Genomic DNA, 17,763 nt, shown 5'->3' with positions numbered 1-17,763 from the left:
ATCCGGTATCGACCAGAATGGGCCACATGCTCGGAGTGATCGGCGGCAGCGGTTTCTACACGTTCCTCGGCTCCGACGAACGCACCGTCTATCCAGACACCCCTTACGGCAAACCCAGCGCGCCGATCACGATCGGCTTCATCGACCAGCACGAAGTCGCCTTCCTCCCGCGGCACGGTGCGAACCACGAATACTCGGCGCACACCGTCCCCTACCGCGCCAACATGTGGGCCCTGCGTGCGCTGGGCGTCCGGCAGGTGTTCGCGCCGTGCGCGGTCGGCAGCCTGAAACCCGAACTCGGACCCGGCGTCGTGGTGGTGCCCGACCAGCTGGTCGACCGGACCACCGGCCGCGCCGACACCTATTTCGACGCCGGCGCCATCCACGTCGAGTTCGCCGATCCGTACTGCCCGACGCTGCGCGCGGCGGCCACCGGGCTGCCCGGCGTGTGCGACGGCGGCACCATGGTGGTGATCCAAGGGCCGCGGTTTTCCACCCGGGCCGAGAGCCGGTGGTTCGCCGCCGCTGGCTTCAGCTTGGTCAACATGACCGGCTACCCCGAGGCGGTGCTGGCCCGGGAACTCGAAATATGCTATGCCGCAATAGCTTTGGTGACCGACTTGGACGCCGGTGTGGCAGCGGGCGAAGGCGTGAAAGCCGTCGATGTGTTCGCCGAATTCCAGAAGAACATCGAGCCGTTCAAAACGCTGGTACGGGCGGCCATCGGTCGCGTCGACGTCGAGCGCGCCTGCACGCACTGCCTGGCGCACACCGGCGTCACGTTGCCGTTCGAGCTGCCGTGAGGGTGTTGCTCACCGGCGCCGCCGGCTTCATCGGCTCACGCGTGGCCGCGGCGTTGCGCGCTGCCGGGCACGACGTGATCGCCGTCGACGCGCTGTTGCCCGCCGCCCACGGAGCACACCCGGTACCGCCGCCGGAATGCCGGCAGGTCGACGTTCGCGATGCCCACGCCTTGCGTCCGCTGTTGGCCGGGGTGGACCTGGTTTGCCACCAGGCCGCGATGGTGGGCGCGGGCGTGGACGCCGCCGACGCGCCCGCCTATGGCGCCCACAACGACTTCGCCACGACGGTGCTGCTGGCGCAGATGTTCGCGGCCGGGGTGCGGCGTCTGGTGCTGGCATCGTCGATGGTGGTCTACGGGCAGGGCAACTACGACTGCCCCGAGCACGGCCCGGTCGATCCGCTGCCGAGACGGCGCGCCGACCTGGACGCCGGAATCTTCGAGCACCGCTGTCCGGTGTGCGGGGCGGCGGTCGCCTGGCGGCTCGTCGACGAGGATGCCCCGCTGCGCCCACGCAGCCTGTACGCGGCGAGCAAGGCGGCGCAGGAGCACTACGCGCTGGCGTGGTCGGAGGCGACGGGCGGGTCGGTGCTGGCCTTGCGCTACCACAACGTCTACGGACCGGGCATGCCGCGCGACACCCCATACTCCGGGGTGGCGGCGATTTTCCGTTCGACGCTCGAAAAAGGCCAGCCGCCAAGGGTTTTCGAGGACGGGCGGCAGATGCGCGACTTCGTCCACGTCGACGACGTTGCCGCGGCCAATCTCGCGGCCGCATTGGCAACTGCCGAGCGGGACGGGTTCACCGCCGTCAACGTCTGCTCGGGACGCCCCGTCGCCATCCTCGAGGTGGCCACCGCGTTGTGCGATGCGCGCGGCGGTACGGTGCAGCCGGTGATCACCGGCCAATACCGCAGCGGCGACGTGCGCCACATCGTGGCCGATCCCCGCCGGGCGGTCCAGGTGCTGGGTTTTCGTGCGGCCGTAGCTCCACGCGACGGCCTGCGCGAATTCGCCTTTGCGCCCCTGCGCTGAACGAGCGTCGGCGTCCGCTGTGAACACAGGGATTTCGGCGTGAAGCTACGGATTTTGGTGTGAAGCTATGGCGGGGATCCGGCGATTTGTCCGCCCAGGCTTCACCGGCAACGCCGAGGATTCACAACCAAAGCCCAAGCTTCACCGGCAAAGCCCAGGATTCAGAACCAAACAGCGAGCCTCAGCTCTGCGGCGGGCGGTAGATCTTGGGCGTGGGCGGCTGCTGCTGCAGGGATATCTGCTGCGTGGCCGAGTCGTCACCCCGGAAGATGCGTGGGGCGCCGGAGCCGGCCAGTTGCGGCTCCCCACCGGCGGGCCCTCCGCCACCGGCGGGAATGCGGGTGGTCGCCGCTGCCGACGGCGGGGGAGCCGCAGCCGGAGCAGCTCCACGCGCCGCCTGGACGGGGACGCGCCGCCTACGGCGTCGCCGTCGGCGACCGCTGAGCTGTCCGCTGATCCTCACGGCGATGAGAATGCCCAGCGCCAGCCCGCACAGTGCCACGTCGAAGGTGCTGGTGATCTGATGCGCGAGGTTGTTGCCGTAGACCGGGTTGTTCCACCCGCCGCCACCCGGGGGCACCACGAACCGCGGCGCCAGCCAAATGCCCAACACCACGCGCGCGATGCCGAACGTGACCAGAAGCCCGGTCAGCGTGGTGATCAGCCTGGTCGGCACCGCAGCCTTGGCCAGTTTGATCCGAAGCCAGATCGCCAGGCCCGCGGTGGCCAGGTCGAATGCGGCCAGCGTCATGCTGTCGTAGCGCGAGTATGGGTAATTCAGAATGCGCGCGCCGGTGAAGTCGGTGATCCGCATCAGCACGGAGCCCAGGCACCACACGATGATCAGCGTCGAGCCCACGCGGGCCGCCGTCCGCCAGGGACCGGCGTCGTCCGGGCCGCCGCGGCGGTAACCGGGCAGCACCCGGGGCGCGAAAATCGCCACGCCGACGGCCCACGCCAGATATCCCTCGTATCCCACTCCGGCCGTCGAGGTGTTCTGCGCTATGCCGTGGAAGGCGTCGATGTCGCGGCCGATGGGCAAGAACCACACCAGCGGCCCGGCCAGCAGCGTCGCGGCCCCGAGCGCGACCAAGGCCAGGTGAAACGCCTTCGTGCCCTTGATAAGCCACCTGGACGCGACCAGGACCGCGACCCACTGAACCAGCCCGTACACCGTGGCGGTGACGATGACCACGATGTTCGGCTTGCCGAAGCCGGCGCCCGAGGTGTCGTGCGTGGCGTACCAGACCCGCCAAAACAGGTTGAACGCCGAGCTCAGCGTGGCGCCGATCAGCGACAGGTAGCCGACGACCCGGGCCGCCCGCAGCCATCCGTCGGGCCGCTCTTCAGCCGCGGTCGGGCCGATGATCAGCGGTTGCGCGCTCAGCACCGAGCCGGCGATCCCCAGCCAGGCGCCCGGTCCCACACCTCCCGGCGGGGGTGGCTTGCCGCCGGAACGGATCGTCTCGTACACGTCGAAGCCGATGAAAGCGGCCACCAACAGCCAGTAGGGGACGTTCAGAATGAGGCGCAACCGCCCCGGCGGGGCTGCGATCGCGACGAGGGAAAGCAGTGTCACCGCCCCGAGTGCCGCGAACACGATCGTCTTGCTGTTCGGTATTCCGGCGCCGAAGTACAGGTTCCAGGGCAGGAACGCCGCAATGATCAGCAACACCGCGGCGATCAGGTCGCGCTTCGGATTGCGCCGCCGACCCGGCTCTGCCGGCGGCCCTACCGACGGCGCGGACGCGGCCGGAACCCCCCCGCGGATGGGGCCGGTAGGCGCGTCGTAGCTGCTCTGGCTCACAAGGCCCCCCGTTGATCAAGGACGGTTGGTGTCGGCGCGGAGCACACCTGATGTGGATGCTCTCTTGAGACCATATTCTCCGTTCGGGCGACGCGGCAGGGGCTGGCGACACCGAAATCCGCAAAGGTTGCTCAACGGTGTCCGTCCCAGGCGGTGGGAAGGCTGTGGGAACCTGGTTACGCTGCGTTCATAGGCGAATCTAATCCGGATGTTGGATACTGCCGACGGTACCGCAGTGTAATGATGCTGGGACATTGCTGGTTGCGGGGTGGCCAGGCGAAGGAGAGCCGCGATGGACGTCGTTTTGGGGGTGGCGGTCGCAGACCGTGTTGCCCGCTTGGCTCTTGTCGGGTCAGGCGCCGGCGGTGGCGGGGTCATCGACCAATCGGTCGTCGACCTCGATGACCACCCGGTCGAGCGGCTCACCGAGACGATCGTCGGTACCAACCGGTTGCTGGCCGACGAGCACCACCGGCTGGTTGCCACCCGATTGTGCTGGTCGGATGCGCCTCAGTCGGACCGGCTGCGACAGGCGCTGGAGAACTCCGGCGTGCAGAACGTCGTCGTCCTGGGGGAGGAGCAGGCCGCGACGGCCTTGATGCGCGCCGCCGGGCCGCAGGCCCCCGCGATGCTGGTGGTCGGTGACGAGGCGGCGACGCTACTGGCGCCGGCGGCGACGGTTGACGATCCGGACTCGCCGCCGACCGTGCTGGCCGCAGGGCAGTTTGCCGGCGGCGATGCGACGGGCGCCTTGGACACCATGCTGGCGCGGCTCGGCGACCAGGCGGGCGGGGTGCGCGACGTCTACTTGGTGGGATCGTCTTCCGAGCGCACCTCACAGGTTGCTGACCAGCTGCGGGACGCGTCGACCATGCGGGTGTCGGTCGCCGAGGACCCCACGTTCGCGATGGCTCGTGGTGCGGCGATGTCCGCCCTGCCCGCGGCGGCGTTGGCCGGCCAGGCGTTCGGCGACGCGACGGCGATGTCGCCGATGGCGTATGCCGCGGACGCGACCGCAATGTCGCCGCAGGCGTACGGCGACGCGACCGCAATGTCGCCGCAGGCGTACGGCGACGCGACCGCGATGTCGCCGCAGGCGTATGGCGCAGACGCGACGGCGTACACCCCGGCCGCTCCCACGGTCCCGGCCGGTGGCGAGGAACAGCAGCTGGCGTATTCGATGGCCGACGACCACGAGCTGCTGCCGTACGAAGACGAGTACGGCGATGAATTCGTCGACGACGAGGAAGCCGAGCCCGGCGAGGCGAAGCTCAGCCGGGGATCGGTGTTGCTCGGCAACGCTGTGGTGGCGTTCGCGGTGATCGGCTTGGCGTCGCTGGCCGTCGCGGTGGCGGTCACCGTCCGGCCGACCGCGGCCGCCCAGCCGGTGCTGGGGCATCAGAACGCCGCGCCGGGAAAGTTCATGCCGCTGTTGCCGACGCAACAGCAGGCCCCGGTGCCACCGCCGCCGGCTGACTCGCCCAACCTGGGCTACCAGGGCGGTGTCGTCCCTGACACCAATGGCTACATCCCGCCGCAACTGGTGGCGCCCACGGGCGGTGGTGGCGGTGGCGGTGGGCCCGCCGTCCCGGCGCAGGTGCCCGCGCAGGTCGCGCCCGAAGCCGCCCCGGTGCCGGGTTTCGTGCCCGACCCCAAAATGCCGATCCCGGTGCCAATCTTCATTCCGTTCCCGGGCTGGCGACCGCCGCCGATCTTCGTGCCGCCGCCGTTCGTGCCTCCCGTGCCGCAGAATCCGCCGGTGATTAGCACTCCTTCGACGCCGGTGATTACGACTCCTCCGACACCAAGCAAGCAGCCGTTGGTGACGACGACACCGCCGACACTGACGACCCCGTCGGCCCCGTCGACACCGTCGACACCATCGGCACCGTCGACACCATCGTCGGTGCCCTCCACGCCGTCGGGCACGCCGTCCGCGCCGAGCACGTCGGCCCCGACGTCAAAGGCGCCGCAGGTGACCACCGCGCCGCCAAGCACACAACCGACGACTGCGGCCCCGACGCCTAAGCAAACGACGGTGGCGCCGGCGCCCACCACGCAGCCGACCGTCCCGCATACGCAGACGCAGCAACCGACTGTGGCGCCGACGGTGGCGCCGACGGTGGCGCCGCAGCCCAAGCCGGTGGCGCCGACGGTGGCCCCGCAGCCCAAGCCGCAGATGCCGACCATGGCGCCGCAGCCGCAGCCCAAGCCGCAGTTCCCGAAATTCCCCGGCGGCGGCGGTGGTAGCTGACGGTCTCCGGTAGGCCCGTTACCGCAGCCTGGAAAGGCACAGCACGATCGGTGGCGAATAGGCCCTCGTCTGAACCCATGGGCCACTGCAATTGGAGATGCTGTTGGTCCGCTTGGTGACTTTGTCGGTGGCCGAACTCGACCCGCAGGTGGCGGGATAGACCGTCACGTCCGTGGTGCCGTCGCTTCGCGGCGCTCCGGACACCCGCCTGATGCAATCGCCGACTGCGGCGTTCCTGATCACCTCCGCCGAGGCATCCGGAACACCGATCGTGGAGTAAGACGTCGTCGGTGTGGTGTAGTGACGGTTGGCCCGGTGGACTGCGGCGCCCATCGCGCCCATGATCACCAGAAAGAGGACGAGGCTGAGGACGGCGAAAGCCGTTCCCACATAGCCGATTACCGTCCCCGCGATCGCCAGGCCGCGGCCGCCCTCCCCGGATCGTTTGATCTGCGAGAGCGAGATATGGCCGAAGATGATGCCCAGCGGAGCGATGATCAGTGAGGCCACCAACGCCGCGATGGCCATCGTGTTGGTCGGCGGGGCCACCGGATACGGCGGGTAGGGACCCGGCACCGGCGGCGGCGCCCCGTACCCCGGATACCCGTAGTTCATCCCGCCCGGATCACCCGGCGGCGGATAGTTGGGCGACTGAAATGAGGCCGCCTGTGTCGGGTGCTGGTCCATGGGCTGCATTGCTGCTTCCTGTGCTCGAGTTGCCGCGGCTGCGTCAACTGGTGACTGCGGGGAGGGGGCTCGGTGTCGCTGACGTCCGGGATCGGTTCACGCCGGTGGGCGACAGGCCTTCCGAGGGCCACAGTCAACCACAGCTGGCAGGAAATTTCCGCGCGGAACGCGAATATCAGCGCGCGCCGACACCGGTCTAGTGTCGGTTGCCATGTCCGGGCAAGCGGTGACGGTGGTGCTGCCCTGCCTCGACGAGGAAGAGTCGCTGCCGGCTGTGCTGGCCGCCATTCCCGCCGGCTACCGGGCACTGGTCGTCGACAACAACAGCAGCGACGATACCGCCGGGGTTGCGCGGCGCCACGGTGCCGAAGTGGTGACCGAACCCCGGCCCGGGTATGGCGCGGCGGTGCATGCCGGGGTGGTCGCGGCGACGACCCCGATCGTGGCCGTGATCGATGCCGACGGCTCGATGAATGCTGCCGATTTGCCTCGGCTGGTGGCCGAACTGGCCCGGGGCGCCGATCTGGTCACCGGCCGGCGCCGGCCGGTGCCGGGGCTGCGCTGGCCGTGGGTCGCCCGGGTGGGCACCGTGGTGATGAGCTGGCGGTTACGCACCCGGCATGGCCTGCCGGTGCACGACATCGCGCCCATGCGGGTAGCCCGGCGGGCGGATCTGCTGAACCTGGGTGTCCTCGATCGGCGGTCGGGCTATCCGCTGGAACTGCTGGTTCGGGCCGCGGCCGCCGGCTGGCGCGTGGTCGAGCTGGACATCAGCTATGGCCCCAGGACCGGCGGCAAGTCAAAGGTCAGCGGCTCGCTGCGAGGCAGCCTCACCGCGATCCTGGACTTCTGGAAGGTGATTTCTTGAGCGGCCTACCGGTGACTTTGTTGGTGGTCGCCAAGGCGCCGGAGCCCGGCCGGGCCAAGACCCGGCTGGCGGCGACGGTCGGCGAGCTGGTCGCCGCCGAGATTGCCGCGGCCGCCCTGCTGGACACCCTCGATGCCGTCGCCGCCGCTCCGTTGGCTGCCCGGGTGGTCGCCCTCGCCGGTGACCTGGATGTTGCCGTCGGGGGCGCCGAGATCCGCCGGCGGCTCGAGTCGTTCAGGGTGATCGAGCAGCGCGGCGACGGCTTCGCCGACCGGCTGGCCAACGCCCACGCCGATTCGGCGGACGGGTTTCCGGTGCTGCAAATCGGCATGGACACTCCGCAGGTCACCGCCGATTTGTTGACCGGTTGCGCGCGCCGGCTGCTCGCGGCCCCGGCCGTGCTCGGGTTGGCCTGCGATGGGGGATGGTGGGTGCTCGGCGTGCAGCTGCCGGCGATGGCCGAATGTCTGCGCGGTGTGCCCATGTCTGCGCCCGAGACCGGCAAGCTCACGTTGAAGGCTTTGCGGGACAACGGTATTGCCGTTGCAAGCGTGGAAGAGTTGGCGGATTTCGATGTCGTCGACGACGTCGCAGCTGTGCGGGACGCGTGCGCGCCCGATAGTCGCTTTGCGCGGGTCACCCGCGCGGCCGGCCTCTGACAGTCGGCCTCAATTCACCCCTACCAGTTCGTGAAGATCACGCTGTTCAACAGCAGGGCACCCGCGGCGTTGACCGCCAGCCACAGCCGATGCGACCTCACCGGCAGCAATGCGGGCGCCGCCGTCAGCCAGATGGTGAACGGTAGCCAGATGCGTTCGGTCTCGGCCTTGCTCAGCATGCTCAGGTCGGCAACGGCGATGGCGGTCAGCATCGCCAGCAGCAACAGGTGAAAGCCCGATCGCCGACGAATGGCGGCTCTGTCGAACACCCGGGTGATGCCGGCGACGCTGCCCAGTCCGATCGCGCACACCACGCAGGCCAGGTTGGCCCACACCCAGTATTGGAACGGCCGATCCTTCGCGATGCCCTGCCAATAGCGTTGTTGCACAAGGTCATAACCGTCCAGCCAAGAGAACCTCGCGACAGCGAAGCCCACCGCCACGGCCACCGCGGCCAGCGTTGCCGGCCCCACTGCCCGCAACGCCGCCCGCCAGTCCGCGGCCGAAACAAGGACCGCCAACGCCGCAAGCCCCATCAACGCCAGGCCGTAACTGACAAACACGCCCCAGCCGAGCAGCAGACCCGCCCCGACGGCCGCTGACGCCGGGAACCGAACCTTGCCGTGTACCGCCAATGCCAACAGCGCGATACCCCACGCCGCGACTCCGGCGAAGTACCCGTCCGCCGAGACCGCCACCCAGATCGCCGTCGGCGCTACCGCGACAAACGGCGCGGCCCGCCGGGCGGTCTGCTCGTCGGCCAGCGCCCGCACCGCGATCACCACCGCCGCCGCCGCGCTGGAGCCGACCAGCAGACACAGCAGCCCGGCCCAGGCACCGCCGCGCAGCCCTATCCGGTCCAGCCAGACGAACGTCAGCAGCGCGCCGGGTGGGTGCCCGGAGACGTGAGTGACCCAGGAGTTCGGCTGGAAGTCGACGATCCGGCTCGCGAACGTGCGCAGCGTGGCCGGGATGTCGGTGATGCCGGGTACTTGCGATAAGTATTCGTCCCGAGTGGTCAGCCGGCCGGCGAAGCCACGCTGCCACCCGTCGATCATCGCCAGCGCGAACGCCCACCCGCAGGCGGTGGCCCAGCTGCACAGCGTCAGGATCCGCCATGAAAGTCGTTGTGCGACAGAGGTTCCCCACAGCACAACGGCCAGCGCGAGCAGGATTGCCGGCGCGGTGCCCCACCCGGCGTGGACGTCCCAATAGCCGAAGATCGGCGCGGCGCCGGCCCGCATGCCAAAGCGCTCCAGGCCGGTGTCGCGGCGCGGATCGATGCCCAGGTGCATCCGCGGCAATACCACCGCTGCCGTCACCAACAAGGCCGCGGCTGCCACCGCGATCAGTTCCCGGCGCGCCACCCTCACGGTCGACCAGCCTATTGATGGCCGGCGAACCGTCGCACCAACGCGCTCCGGTCCACTTTGCCGATGCCGCGCCGTGGTAGCGCGTCGACGACGTGCAACTCGCGCGGCGCGGCGGTGGCATCCAGGGTGTGCGTGACGTGCTCGCGCAGCGCGTCCAGCGTCGGCGGCGCATACCCCGCGCGCACCACCACCGCGGCGACCACCCGCTGGCCCAGCCGGTCGTCGGCGAGCCCGAAAACCGCGCACTCGCCGACGGCGGGGTGCGTGCACAATGCGGCCTCGACGGGCTGGGGCAGCACGGTCAGTCCGCCGGTGCTGATGGCGTCGTCAGCGCGGCCCAACACTGTCAGTACACCCGAATCATCAAGGGCGCCAAGGTCATCGGTGCGAAACCAGCCCGGCTCGGCGAACGGGTCGGGATCGACCGGATTACGGTAACCCTTGGCCAGGGTGGCGCCACCGACCATGATGCGCCCACCGCGCGCCACCCGCACCCGGACGCCGGGCAACGGGACGCCGTCGTATACGCAACCGCCCGCGGTCTCGCTCATCCCGTAGGTCTGCACCACCGCAATGCCGGCGGCGACGGCCGCGTCAAGGATGGGCCTCGGCAGCGGTCCGCCGCCGATCAGCACGGCGTCCAATCCGGCCAGCGCAGCCGTCGCCGCCGGATCGGCGAGTGCCTTGGCCAACTGCGTCGACACCAGCGACGTATATCGCCTACCCGGGCCCAATCGACTTACCGCAGAAGGCAATTCGGCGATGTCGAAGCCGCCCGACACGTCCAGCTCGACCGGTGTGGTGCCGGCGAGCGTGCTGCGCACCAGCACCTGCACCCCGGCGATGTGATGGGCCGGCACGGCCAGCAGCCAGCTGCCCGGGCCGCCGAGCCGGTCGTGGGTCGCCGAAGCGCTGGCAGTCAGGGCAGCGGTGGTCAACATCGCGCCCTTGGGCGTACCGGTGGTTCCCGACGTCGTCATCACCAGGGCCACGTCGTCGTCGATGGCTTCTCCGACGCGCAACGCGGGCGAGGGTCCCGCGCCGGGCGCCACCGGAATCAGCGCGGAATCACGGCCATCGAGCACGCGCTGCAGCGCAGGCAACAACGTCCGGACGGCCCCGCCCGGCGGGACGCTGAGTGCCCGCAGGACGGCTATGCGCGCTCTCCATTGCCGGGGGTGTCGCGGGCGTCATCGAGTGGCCAGCCCTTGGCGGCCAATCGTGTTCGGACGCGCTCGATATCCTCTTGTGACGGCAGCTCATCGGTCAATTTGTTGATCACCACACCGATGTCGATATGGTCGAATTCGCCGCGCCGCATCAGCTCGTTAGCTACCAGCTTGACCTCATCGTTGGTCAATCGGCGCGCCAGCAGGGCAAGTACCGCGAATGAGTCCGTAGGCGGGATGCCCTCCGGATAGCCGGCACGCAGCCACGAGACGATCGAGGTGAGAAATCGGTTCACGCTCTTACCACTCCGCGCGTAGGCTCGGCACTCCTTGGGGGACGACGCTTCGATGCTACTTGGGTTTGGCGCCCAGGAAGGGATAGCCGGTGTGATGGGCGATGAAATCCCGGGCGATGAAAAGCACGCCGAGGATGACCACGGCAACTACCAACGCGTAGATCAGCCAGGCGATCGAAGTCAGGACCGGGTTGCGCTTGGGTGCGGCCCTACCGACGCCGATCGCGCCGGCACCGAGCGCCTGCAGCCGCACCCCGAGCGCAAAAATCGCGGGCAGCGCGGCCCCGGCCAGCATGCTGAAGACCAGTATTTTCAGCGTCGCTTGATAGTTGAACCAGGCGCTCATCATGCGGTCCGCACGGGAAGAGCGTCGTCATCTGAGCCGTAGGGGGACGCGCCCACCTTAGGGCCCGAACCGGGTGGCGGGTCGGGTGATTCGTCGAGCCCCGCGGTCAGGCTGCCTTCCCAGTCGGCGTTGACGTTGTGGTGGTCGACCTTCACCCGGCGTGACCGCAGGTAGATGGCGCCGGAGATCGCCACCAGCAGTGCGAAGCCGATGATCGCGCCCGGGTATCCGCCGATGAGGTGCACGACCCAGTAGGTGACCGCCCCGACCAGCCCGGCCAGCGGTAGCGTCACCAGCCACGCCGTCGCCATCCGGCCGGCCACCCCCCAGCGCACCTCGCCGCCTGGCTTGCCCAGCCCGCTGCCAAGCACCGAGCCGGTGCAGACCTGCGTCGTCGACAGCGCGTAGCCGAAGTGCGCCGATAGCAGAATCACTGCGGCAGAAGACGATTCAGCCGCCATGCCCTGTGGCGACTGGATCTCGACCAGGCCCTTGCCCAGGGTGCGGATGATCCGCCAGCCACCCAGGTAGGTGCCGGTCGCCATGGCTACCGCGCAACTCACGATGACCCACAGCGGCGGCGTGGCCGCTGTTTTGCTGACGGCCCCGTACGACATGAGCGCCAGGAAGATCACGCCCATCGTCTTCTGCGCGTCGTTGGTGCCGTGGGCCAGCGAGACCAGCGAAGCCGAGCCGATCTGGCCGCGCCGGAACCCGCTGGCGGTGCGCTTTTCCGGAACGCCGCGGGTGATCCGGTACACCAGCCAGGTCGCCGCCGCCCCGACCAGGACCGCCAGCACCGCCGACACGACGGCCGGAATGATTGCCTTGGACACCACGCCTTTCCAGATCACCCCGTGTCCGCCGACCGCTGCGATGGTGGCGCCGACGATGCCGCCGATCAGCGCATGGGAGGAGCTGGACGGGATACCGAGCAGCCAGGTCAACAAGTTCCAGACGATGCCGCCGACCAAGCCGGCAAACACCAACTCCAGCGTCACCAGGTTCGCGTCGATCAGGCCTTTGGCGATCGTCGCGGCCACCGCGGTGGACAAGAACGCGCCCACCAAATTGAGCACCGCGGACAGGGCGACCGCCGCCTTGGGTGCCAGCGCGCCGCTGGCGATCGAGGTCGCCATGGCGTTGCCGGTGTCATGAAAGCCGTTGGTGAAGTCGAACGCCAATGCAGTGATCACGACGATGATCAAGAGGAACAGTTCGATGTTCACAGCGCCTGATTCTGGTGGTCGGGGGATTCGATTGTCGAATGGTGGAAGACGCGAATCGCGGGAATACCTCGACTCGTCGCCAGATATTAGTTCGTCGTTAACCGTCCGTTCCGCGGGGCTGGGCGCGGGTGTCGCGGCGCAGCGGGTGATCGCCGGGCACCTGGACGAAGATCAAGGTGATGCCGTCGGGATCGGTCACATGCATCTCATGTAGGCCCCATGGTTCCCGGCGCGCCTCGCGGGTGATCGGCACGCCACGGCTTTCCAGCTCGGACTGGGTCGCCCGGACGTCGCGCACCTGCAACCACAAAGCGCCGGGAAACGGGCCCCGGGAGTGGTCCGGCTCGCCGTAACCGGCCAGCTCCAGCAACGACTGGCCCGCGAAAAACACTGTGCCCGCTCCGTATTCGCGCGCGATCGCCAGGCCTATCTGGTCGCGGTAGAAGGTCAGCGACCGCTGGTAGTCCGCCGGCCGGAGCAGCATCCGGCTGGCCAGGATGTCCATGTGGTCGTGTCTACCACGTCCGATGCCCGGAGCTACTTCAAATGGCTGGCGCGCCGCTGCATGAGCGCATTGACCCAGCGGGGGCCGACGGTGTTGAGCGCGTCCAGGGCAACGGCCATCCGCGGCGCAATCCGCACCGGCCGGGTGCGGGCGGCGGTGACCATCCATTCGGCGGCCTCTTCCGGGGTCAACGCGGGCATGCCGTCGTAGGCCTTGGTCGGTGCGATCATCGGTGTGGCCACCAATGGGTAGTAGAGCGTCGTCGAATGCACACCCTGTTGGCCCCATTCGGTTTCCACGACTCTGCTGATGGAGGCCAGCGCGGCCTTCGATGCGTTGTACACCCCGAACATCGGCGATGCCTCCGACATCACGCCCCAGGTCGCGACGTTGATGATGTGGCCGTCGCCGCGTTCGAGCATTCCCGGCGCCAGCCCGCGGATCAACCGCAGCGGGGCGTAGTAGTTGAGCACCGTGACCCGCTCGACGTCGTGCCAGCGTTCCAGCGACTCGGCCAGCGGCCGTCGTATCGACCGGGCGGCGTTGTTGATCAGGATGTCAACGCCGCCGATGCGGTCTTCGACGTCGGCCACCAACGCATCGACGGCATCCATGTCCGACAGGTCGCACGGGATCGACAACGCCGTGCCGCCTGCCGTCGTGATCCGGTCGGCGACCGCGTCCAACAGATCCTGGCGGCGGGCCACGGCCACCACCGTGGCGCCGCGTTTGGCGAATTGTCCTGCCGCGGCCTCACCTATGCCCGACGATGCGCCGGTGAGCAGGACGCGCTTGCCCTGGAGGCTGACCGGTTTGATCGCGGGACGGTTGACCATCAGCTGCGGCGCAGCCGGCGGCCGCATGCTGGCCAGCACCAGCTGGTCGGCGAACCGGCGAAACGGGCTCTTGCTCATCGTCGGCAGTGTAGTTTCGCCGAGCCGGTAATTTTGCAGGCCCTTACTCGACCTTTCGCTGCAAATTTACCGGCTCGACGATAGCCATCGTCAGAAGTAGCGCGGAAAGGAGCTCCAGTCCGGCGCCCGCTTCTGCAGGAACGCGTCGCGGCCCTCCACGGCCTCGTCGGTCATGTAGGCCAGCCGGGTGGCCTCACCGGCGAACAGCTGCTGACCCACCAGCCCGTCATCCAGCAGGTTGAACGCGTACTTCAGCATCCGTTGCGCCTGAGGCGATTTCGCGTTGATCTCGCTGGCCCATTGCACACCGACGCGCTCCAGCTCAGCGTGGTCGACGACCTCGTTGACCGCGCCCATCCGGTGCATCTGCTCGGCGGTATACGCACGGCCCAAAAAGAAGATTTCGCGGGCGAACTTCTGGCCCACCTGCCGGGCCAGGTAGGCGCTGCCGTAGCCGCCGTCGAAGCTGCCGACGTCGGCGTCGGTCTGCTTGAAGCGGGCGTGCTCCCGGCTGGCCAGGGTGAGGTCGCAGACCACGTGCAGGCTGTGCCCGCCGCCGGCCGCCCATCCGTTGACCAGGCAGATGACCACCTTTGGCATGAACCGGATCAGTCGTTGCACCTCGAGGATGTGCAACCGGCCGGCGCGCGCTGCGTCAACCGTGTCGGCGGTGTCTCCGCTGGCGTATTGATAGCCGGAGCGTCCGCGAATGCGCTGGTCGCCGCCGGAGCAAAAGGCCCAGCCGCCGTCCTTCGGCGACGGCCCGTTGCCGGTCAGCAGCACCACACCCACGTCGGGTGACATTCTGGCGTGGTCGAGCGCGCGGTAGAGCTCGTCGACCGTGTGGGGTCGAAATGCGTTGCGCACTTCGGGCCGGTCGAACGCCACCCGCACGGTGGCGTCTGCGACGTGGCGGTGGTATGTGATGTCGGTCAGGTTGTCGAATCCCTCGACCGGCCGCCACTGAGTAGCGTCGAATGGGTTGTCGCTCAAGGCTGTTGAACTCCGTCGATCGGATCGAGACGAAATACCGCGCAGCGGCCGGCCAGCTTCTCGAACTCGTCGGGGTGTCCATGCTCGACGAGTCCCGACCGCTTCATGAAACCCACCCCGGTGGGCACCTCGGTGGGGAAGGCCCGCAGCAGCGGCTTGGCCTCGTCGGGGGAGAGCTCCACCATCCGGACATGTTCGGTGTTGCGGCCCCGGGTCAGCGTGACTTCGCCTGCGGCGCGGACGTTTTGCACCCAGTCCGCACCGGGGAAGCCGCCCACGACATAGCGTCTTCCGTCGACCGTCATCGGTGTGACGGGCGTCGACCGGGGCGCGCCCGACTTGCGGCCGGGAACCGTCAGCACCACCGGGCTTTCCCCGCCGAAGCCCATGCCCAGTCGCGACATCTGGATGAAGACCTTGTTGGCAGGCTTCAGCCACCACGGCGGCTTGATCCGCTCAGCGTTGCCCATGCCGCGACGTTACCTCCGCACTCGTGGGAATGAATCGGCAGGCGCCACGGTAGAAGACCGTATGAATCTCAACGAAGCCGCGCGCGGGCTCATCGGTAACGGCGCCGACGCCACACTGGTCACTCTCAATCCGGACGGTAGTCCGCAGGTGACGCTGGTCTGGGTGGCGCTGCGATCGACACCCGAGGGCGACGAGCTGGTGACGGCGCACCTCGGCGAGCACAAGAAGGTCCGCAATATCCGCCGCGATCCCCGAGTCGCGTTGACGATCGTGTCGACCGGAGACGCCGGCAAGGCCATGCGGCCCTATCTCTCGGTCGAGGGGACCGCGCGGGTTGTCGAGGGCGGGGCCCCGGAGCTGCTGCGGTCGCTGGCGCAGACGCTGTCGGACCCGGCCGCGTTTCCGCCCGACGACGCGCCGCCGGGGTTCGTGACGCATATCCGGATCGACAAGATCGGCGGCGTCGGTCCCTGGCAGTAAGACCGAGCATTGCCCGCGGCGCGTTCGCTAGGGTTTGGGCGTGAAGCCACGGCTTTCGTTGTGAATCCTGGACTTTGAGTGTGAGGCCAGGGCGCAAACTGGCGCCGATCCCCGCCCCCTGTTCACTGTGAAAGCCCAGGATTCACAACGAAAGCCGTGGCTTCACACTCGAAGCCGTCGCTTCACACCCGGCGCGGCGAACTCAGCCGACGGCGCGCTCGGCGCCTTCCCAGAACTGTGCCCGCACGGCCTTCTTGTCCGGCTTACCCAGCCCGGTCAACGGCAGCGACTCGACGACCACCACCCGCTTGGGCGATTGCACCGAGCCCTTGCGCTCTTTGACGGCGGCCTGGATCTCGGCGGTCATCGCCTCGATCGCGGCGTCGTCGCGGGGTGCGTCGGAGCGCAGCACCACCACCGCGGTGACGGCCTCGCCCCACTTGTCGTCCGGCGCCCCGACCACGCACACCTGCGCCACCGCGGGATGCTCGGCCACCACGTCCTCGACCTCGCGCGGGAAGACGTTGAACCCGCCGGTCACGATCATGTCCTTGACCCGGTCCACGATGTAGTAGAAGCCGTCCTCGTCCTCGCGGGCCATGTCGCCGGTGTGCAGCCAACCGTCTTTAAAGGTCTCGGCCGTCGCCTCCGGCAGATTCCAGTAGCCGCCGGCCAATAGTGGTCCGCTGACACAGATTTCGCCCGGTTCGCCCTGGGGCACCGGCTTGCCGTCGTCGCCCAGCAGGGCGACGCGAGCGAACAGCGTCGGGCGACCGCACGAGGTCAGCCGCTTCTCGTCGTGGTCGCCCTTGGCCAGGTAGGTGATGGCCATCGGCGCTTCGGATTGCCCGTAGTTCTGGGCGAAGATCTTGCCGAATCGGCTGATGGCCTCGGCCAGCCGCACCGGGTTGATCGCCGACGCGCCGTAATACACGGTTTCGAGCGATGACAGGTCCCGGGTGCGCGAATCCGGGTGGTCCATCAGCGCGTACAGCATCGACGGCACCACGAAGGTGGCCGTAATCCGTTTCTCTTCAATGGTTTTCAGCACCTCGGCCGGATCGAATTTGGGCAGCACGTACATTTCGCCGCCCTTGATCAGCGTCGGCACAAAGTAGGCAGCCCCGGCATGCGACAGCGGAGTGATCATCAAAAACCGCGGCTGTTCCGGCCATTCCCATTCGGCGAGCTGAATCATCGTCATGGTCGAGATCGACTGGGCGGTGCCCATCACGCCCTTGGGCTTTCCGGTGGTACCGCCGGTGTAAGTCAGGCCGATCACCTGATCCGGCGGCAGGTCGGAGGCCACCAGCGGCTGCGGCTGGTACTTGGCGGCCTCGGCGGACAGATCCACCGCCACACCACGCAAAGCCTCGGGCACCGGCCCGATCGTCAGGATCTGCTTGAGCGAGTCCACCTTCTCCAGTAGCCCCAGCGCGCGCTCGACGAACATCGGGTTGGGGTCGATGATCAGCGAGCTGATGCCCGCGTCGTTGAGCACATAGGCGTGATCGTCCAGCGAGCCCAGCGGGTGCAACGCGGTGCGCCGATAGCCCCGGGCCTGTCCGGCGCCGATGATCATCAGCACCTCGGGACGGTTGAGCGACAGCAGCCCCACCGCGACGCCGGTCCCGGCTCCCAGCGCCTCGAACGCCTGGATGTATTGGCTGATCCGCTCGGCCAGTTCACCACCGGTCAACGTGGTGTCCCCGAGGAACAGCACCGGCTTGTTCTTGTGGCGCTTGAGCGCGCCCACCAACAGGTGGCCATTGTGGGTCGGGTTGCGCAGCAGCTGGTCACTCATGGGGCCAGACTAGAACGTGTTGCAGTTCTGCCGTATCGCACCCTCAACCAAGCGCCGCAATCAGTAGGCTT

The 17,763-nt window shown here is 68.4% G+C and carries 18 protein-coding genes; 6 read left to right on the top strand and 12 right to left on the bottom strand.

Going from position 1 to position 17,763, the window contains the following annotated elements:
• The first annotated feature begins 26 nt into the window (after nt 1–26).
• A complete protein-coding gene (locus AC5Y2L_RS00865) occupies nt 27–803 on the top strand; it encodes an S-methyl-5'-thioadenosine phosphorylase (protein WP_499938600.1) in 777 nt (258 codons plus the stop codon).
• Nucleotides 800–1,837 (top strand): NAD-dependent epimerase/dehydratase family protein, encoded by a 1,038-nt coding sequence (locus tag AC5Y2L_RS00860; protein ID WP_499938598.1) that lies wholly within the window; start codon nt 800–802, stop codon nt 1,835–1,837. The genes AC5Y2L_RS00865 and AC5Y2L_RS00860 overlap by 4 nt, the downstream gene beginning before the upstream one ends.
• 181 nt (nt 1,838–2,018) lie before the next feature.
• Here the strand turns inward: AC5Y2L_RS00860 and AC5Y2L_RS00855 are convergent, their stop codons facing one another.
• Nucleotides 2,019–3,644 (bottom strand): DUF7937 domain-containing protein, encoded by a 1,626-nt coding sequence (locus tag AC5Y2L_RS00855; protein WP_499938596.1) that lies wholly within the window; start codon nt 3,642–3,644, stop codon nt 2,019–2,021.
• Between the two features lie 292 nt (nt 3,645–3,936).
• Here AC5Y2L_RS00855 and AC5Y2L_RS00850 point away from each other — a divergent pair, with 292 nt between their 5' ends.
• The gene (locus AC5Y2L_RS00850; RefSeq protein ID WP_499938594.1) at nt 3,937–5,898 is read left to right on the top strand and encodes a DUF7159 family protein; all 1,962 of its coding nucleotides are present in this window, start codon (nt 3,937–3,939) and stop codon (nt 5,896–5,898) included.
• An 18-nt stretch (nt 5,899–5,916) separates the two neighbouring features.
• On the opposite strand, the gene AC5Y2L_RS00845 is transcribed toward AC5Y2L_RS00850, so the two are convergent.
• Entirely contained in the window at nt 5,917–6,585 is a 669-nt protein-coding gene (locus AC5Y2L_RS00845) for a DUF4190 domain-containing protein (protein WP_499938592.1), read from the bottom strand.
• A gap of 211 nt (nt 6,586–6,796) precedes the next feature.
• On the opposite strand from AC5Y2L_RS00845, the gene AC5Y2L_RS00840 reads away from it, so the two are divergent.
• Together AC5Y2L_RS00840 and AC5Y2L_RS00835 are read left to right on the top strand one after the other, a co-directional pair.
• Complete coding sequence (locus tag AC5Y2L_RS00840) at nt 6,797–7,453, top strand: glycosyltransferase family 2 protein (RefSeq protein WP_499938590.1); 657 nt, start codon at nt 6,797–6,799, stop codon at nt 7,451–7,453.
• Complete coding sequence (locus AC5Y2L_RS00835) at nt 7,450–8,112, top strand: TIGR04282 family arsenosugar biosynthesis glycosyltransferase (protein WP_499938588.1); 663 nt, start codon at nt 7,450–7,452, stop codon at nt 8,110–8,112. The genes AC5Y2L_RS00840 and AC5Y2L_RS00835 overlap by 4 nt, the downstream gene beginning before the upstream one ends.
• A 20-nt stretch (nt 8,113–8,132) precedes the next feature.
• On the opposite strand, the gene AC5Y2L_RS00830 is transcribed toward AC5Y2L_RS00835, so the two are convergent.
• The 9 genes from AC5Y2L_RS00830 to AC5Y2L_RS00790 all read right to left on the bottom strand — a co-directional run bounded on the left by AC5Y2L_RS00830 (nt 8,133) and on the right by AC5Y2L_RS00790 (nt 15,407).
• Nucleotides 8,133–9,485: a hypothetical protein gene (locus AC5Y2L_RS00830; RefSeq protein ID WP_499938586.1), complete on the bottom strand. Its 1,353-nt coding sequence runs from the start codon at nt 9,483–9,485 to the stop codon at nt 8,133–8,135.
• An 11-nt stretch (nt 9,486–9,496) separates the two neighbouring features.
• Nucleotides 9,497–10,570, bottom strand: coding sequence for an o-succinylbenzoate--CoA ligase (gene menE / locus AC5Y2L_RS00825; RefSeq protein ID WP_499938584.1), 1,074 nt, complete (start codon nt 10,568–10,570; stop codon nt 9,497–9,499).
• A gap of 68 nt (nt 10,571–10,638) precedes the next feature.
• A complete protein-coding gene (locus AC5Y2L_RS00820; protein ID WP_499938582.1) occupies nt 10,639–10,950 on the bottom strand; it encodes a DUF3349 domain-containing protein in 312 nt (103 codons plus the stop codon).
• 55 nt (nt 10,951–11,005) lie between these two features.
• Complete coding sequence (locus tag AC5Y2L_RS00815) at nt 11,006–11,296, bottom strand: hypothetical protein (RefSeq protein WP_499938580.1); 291 nt, start codon at nt 11,294–11,296, stop codon at nt 11,006–11,008.
• Nucleotides 11,296–12,525 carry an inorganic phosphate transporter gene (locus AC5Y2L_RS00810; protein ID WP_499938578.1) on the bottom strand — a complete coding sequence of 410 codons (1,230 nt, stop codon included), beginning with the start codon at nt 12,523–12,525 and terminating at the stop codon, nt 11,296–11,298. Before AC5Y2L_RS00810 ends, AC5Y2L_RS00815 begins: the two co-directional genes overlap by 1 nt.
• 97 nt (nt 12,526–12,622) lie before the next feature.
• A complete protein-coding gene (locus AC5Y2L_RS00805; RefSeq protein ID WP_499938576.1) occupies nt 12,623–13,030 on the bottom strand; it encodes a VOC family protein in 408 nt (135 codons plus the stop codon).
• A gap of 32 nt (nt 13,031–13,062) precedes the next feature.
• Complete coding sequence (locus AC5Y2L_RS00800; RefSeq protein ID WP_499938575.1) at nt 13,063–13,944, bottom strand: SDR family oxidoreductase; 882 nt, start codon at nt 13,942–13,944, stop codon at nt 13,063–13,065.
• Between the two features lie 90 nt (nt 13,945–14,034).
• Nucleotides 14,035–14,937 (bottom strand): 1,4-dihydroxy-2-naphthoyl-CoA synthase, encoded by a 903-nt coding sequence (locus AC5Y2L_RS00795; protein WP_499938573.1) that lies wholly within the window; start codon nt 14,935–14,937, stop codon nt 14,035–14,037.
• Complete coding sequence (locus AC5Y2L_RS00790) at nt 14,934–15,407, bottom strand: nitroreductase family deazaflavin-dependent oxidoreductase (protein WP_499938572.1); 474 nt, start codon at nt 15,405–15,407, stop codon at nt 14,934–14,936. Before AC5Y2L_RS00790 ends, AC5Y2L_RS00795 begins: the two co-directional genes overlap by 4 nt.
• A gap of 61 nt (nt 15,408–15,468) precedes the next feature.
• Between AC5Y2L_RS00790 and AC5Y2L_RS00785 the strand changes: the two genes are divergently transcribed.
• On the top strand, nt 15,469–15,888 hold the full coding sequence (locus tag AC5Y2L_RS00785; RefSeq protein WP_499938570.1) for a PPOX class F420-dependent oxidoreductase: 420 nt from the start codon (nt 15,469–15,471) through the stop codon (nt 15,886–15,888).
• A 202-nt stretch (nt 15,889–16,090) separates the two neighbouring features.
• Here AC5Y2L_RS00785 and fadD8 read toward each other — a convergent pair whose 3' ends face one another.
• Complete coding sequence (gene fadD8 / locus AC5Y2L_RS00780) at nt 16,091–17,692, bottom strand: fatty-acid--CoA ligase FadD8 (RefSeq protein ID WP_499938569.1); 1,602 nt, start codon at nt 17,690–17,692, stop codon at nt 16,091–16,093.
• Nucleotides 17,693–17,763 lie beyond the last annotated feature (71 nt).

This window comes from Mycobacterium sp. NGS66, from assembly GCF_059812225.1.
Note: the sequence above shows the minus strand (reverse complement) of the source record. Positions and strands in the feature narration are given on the sequence as shown.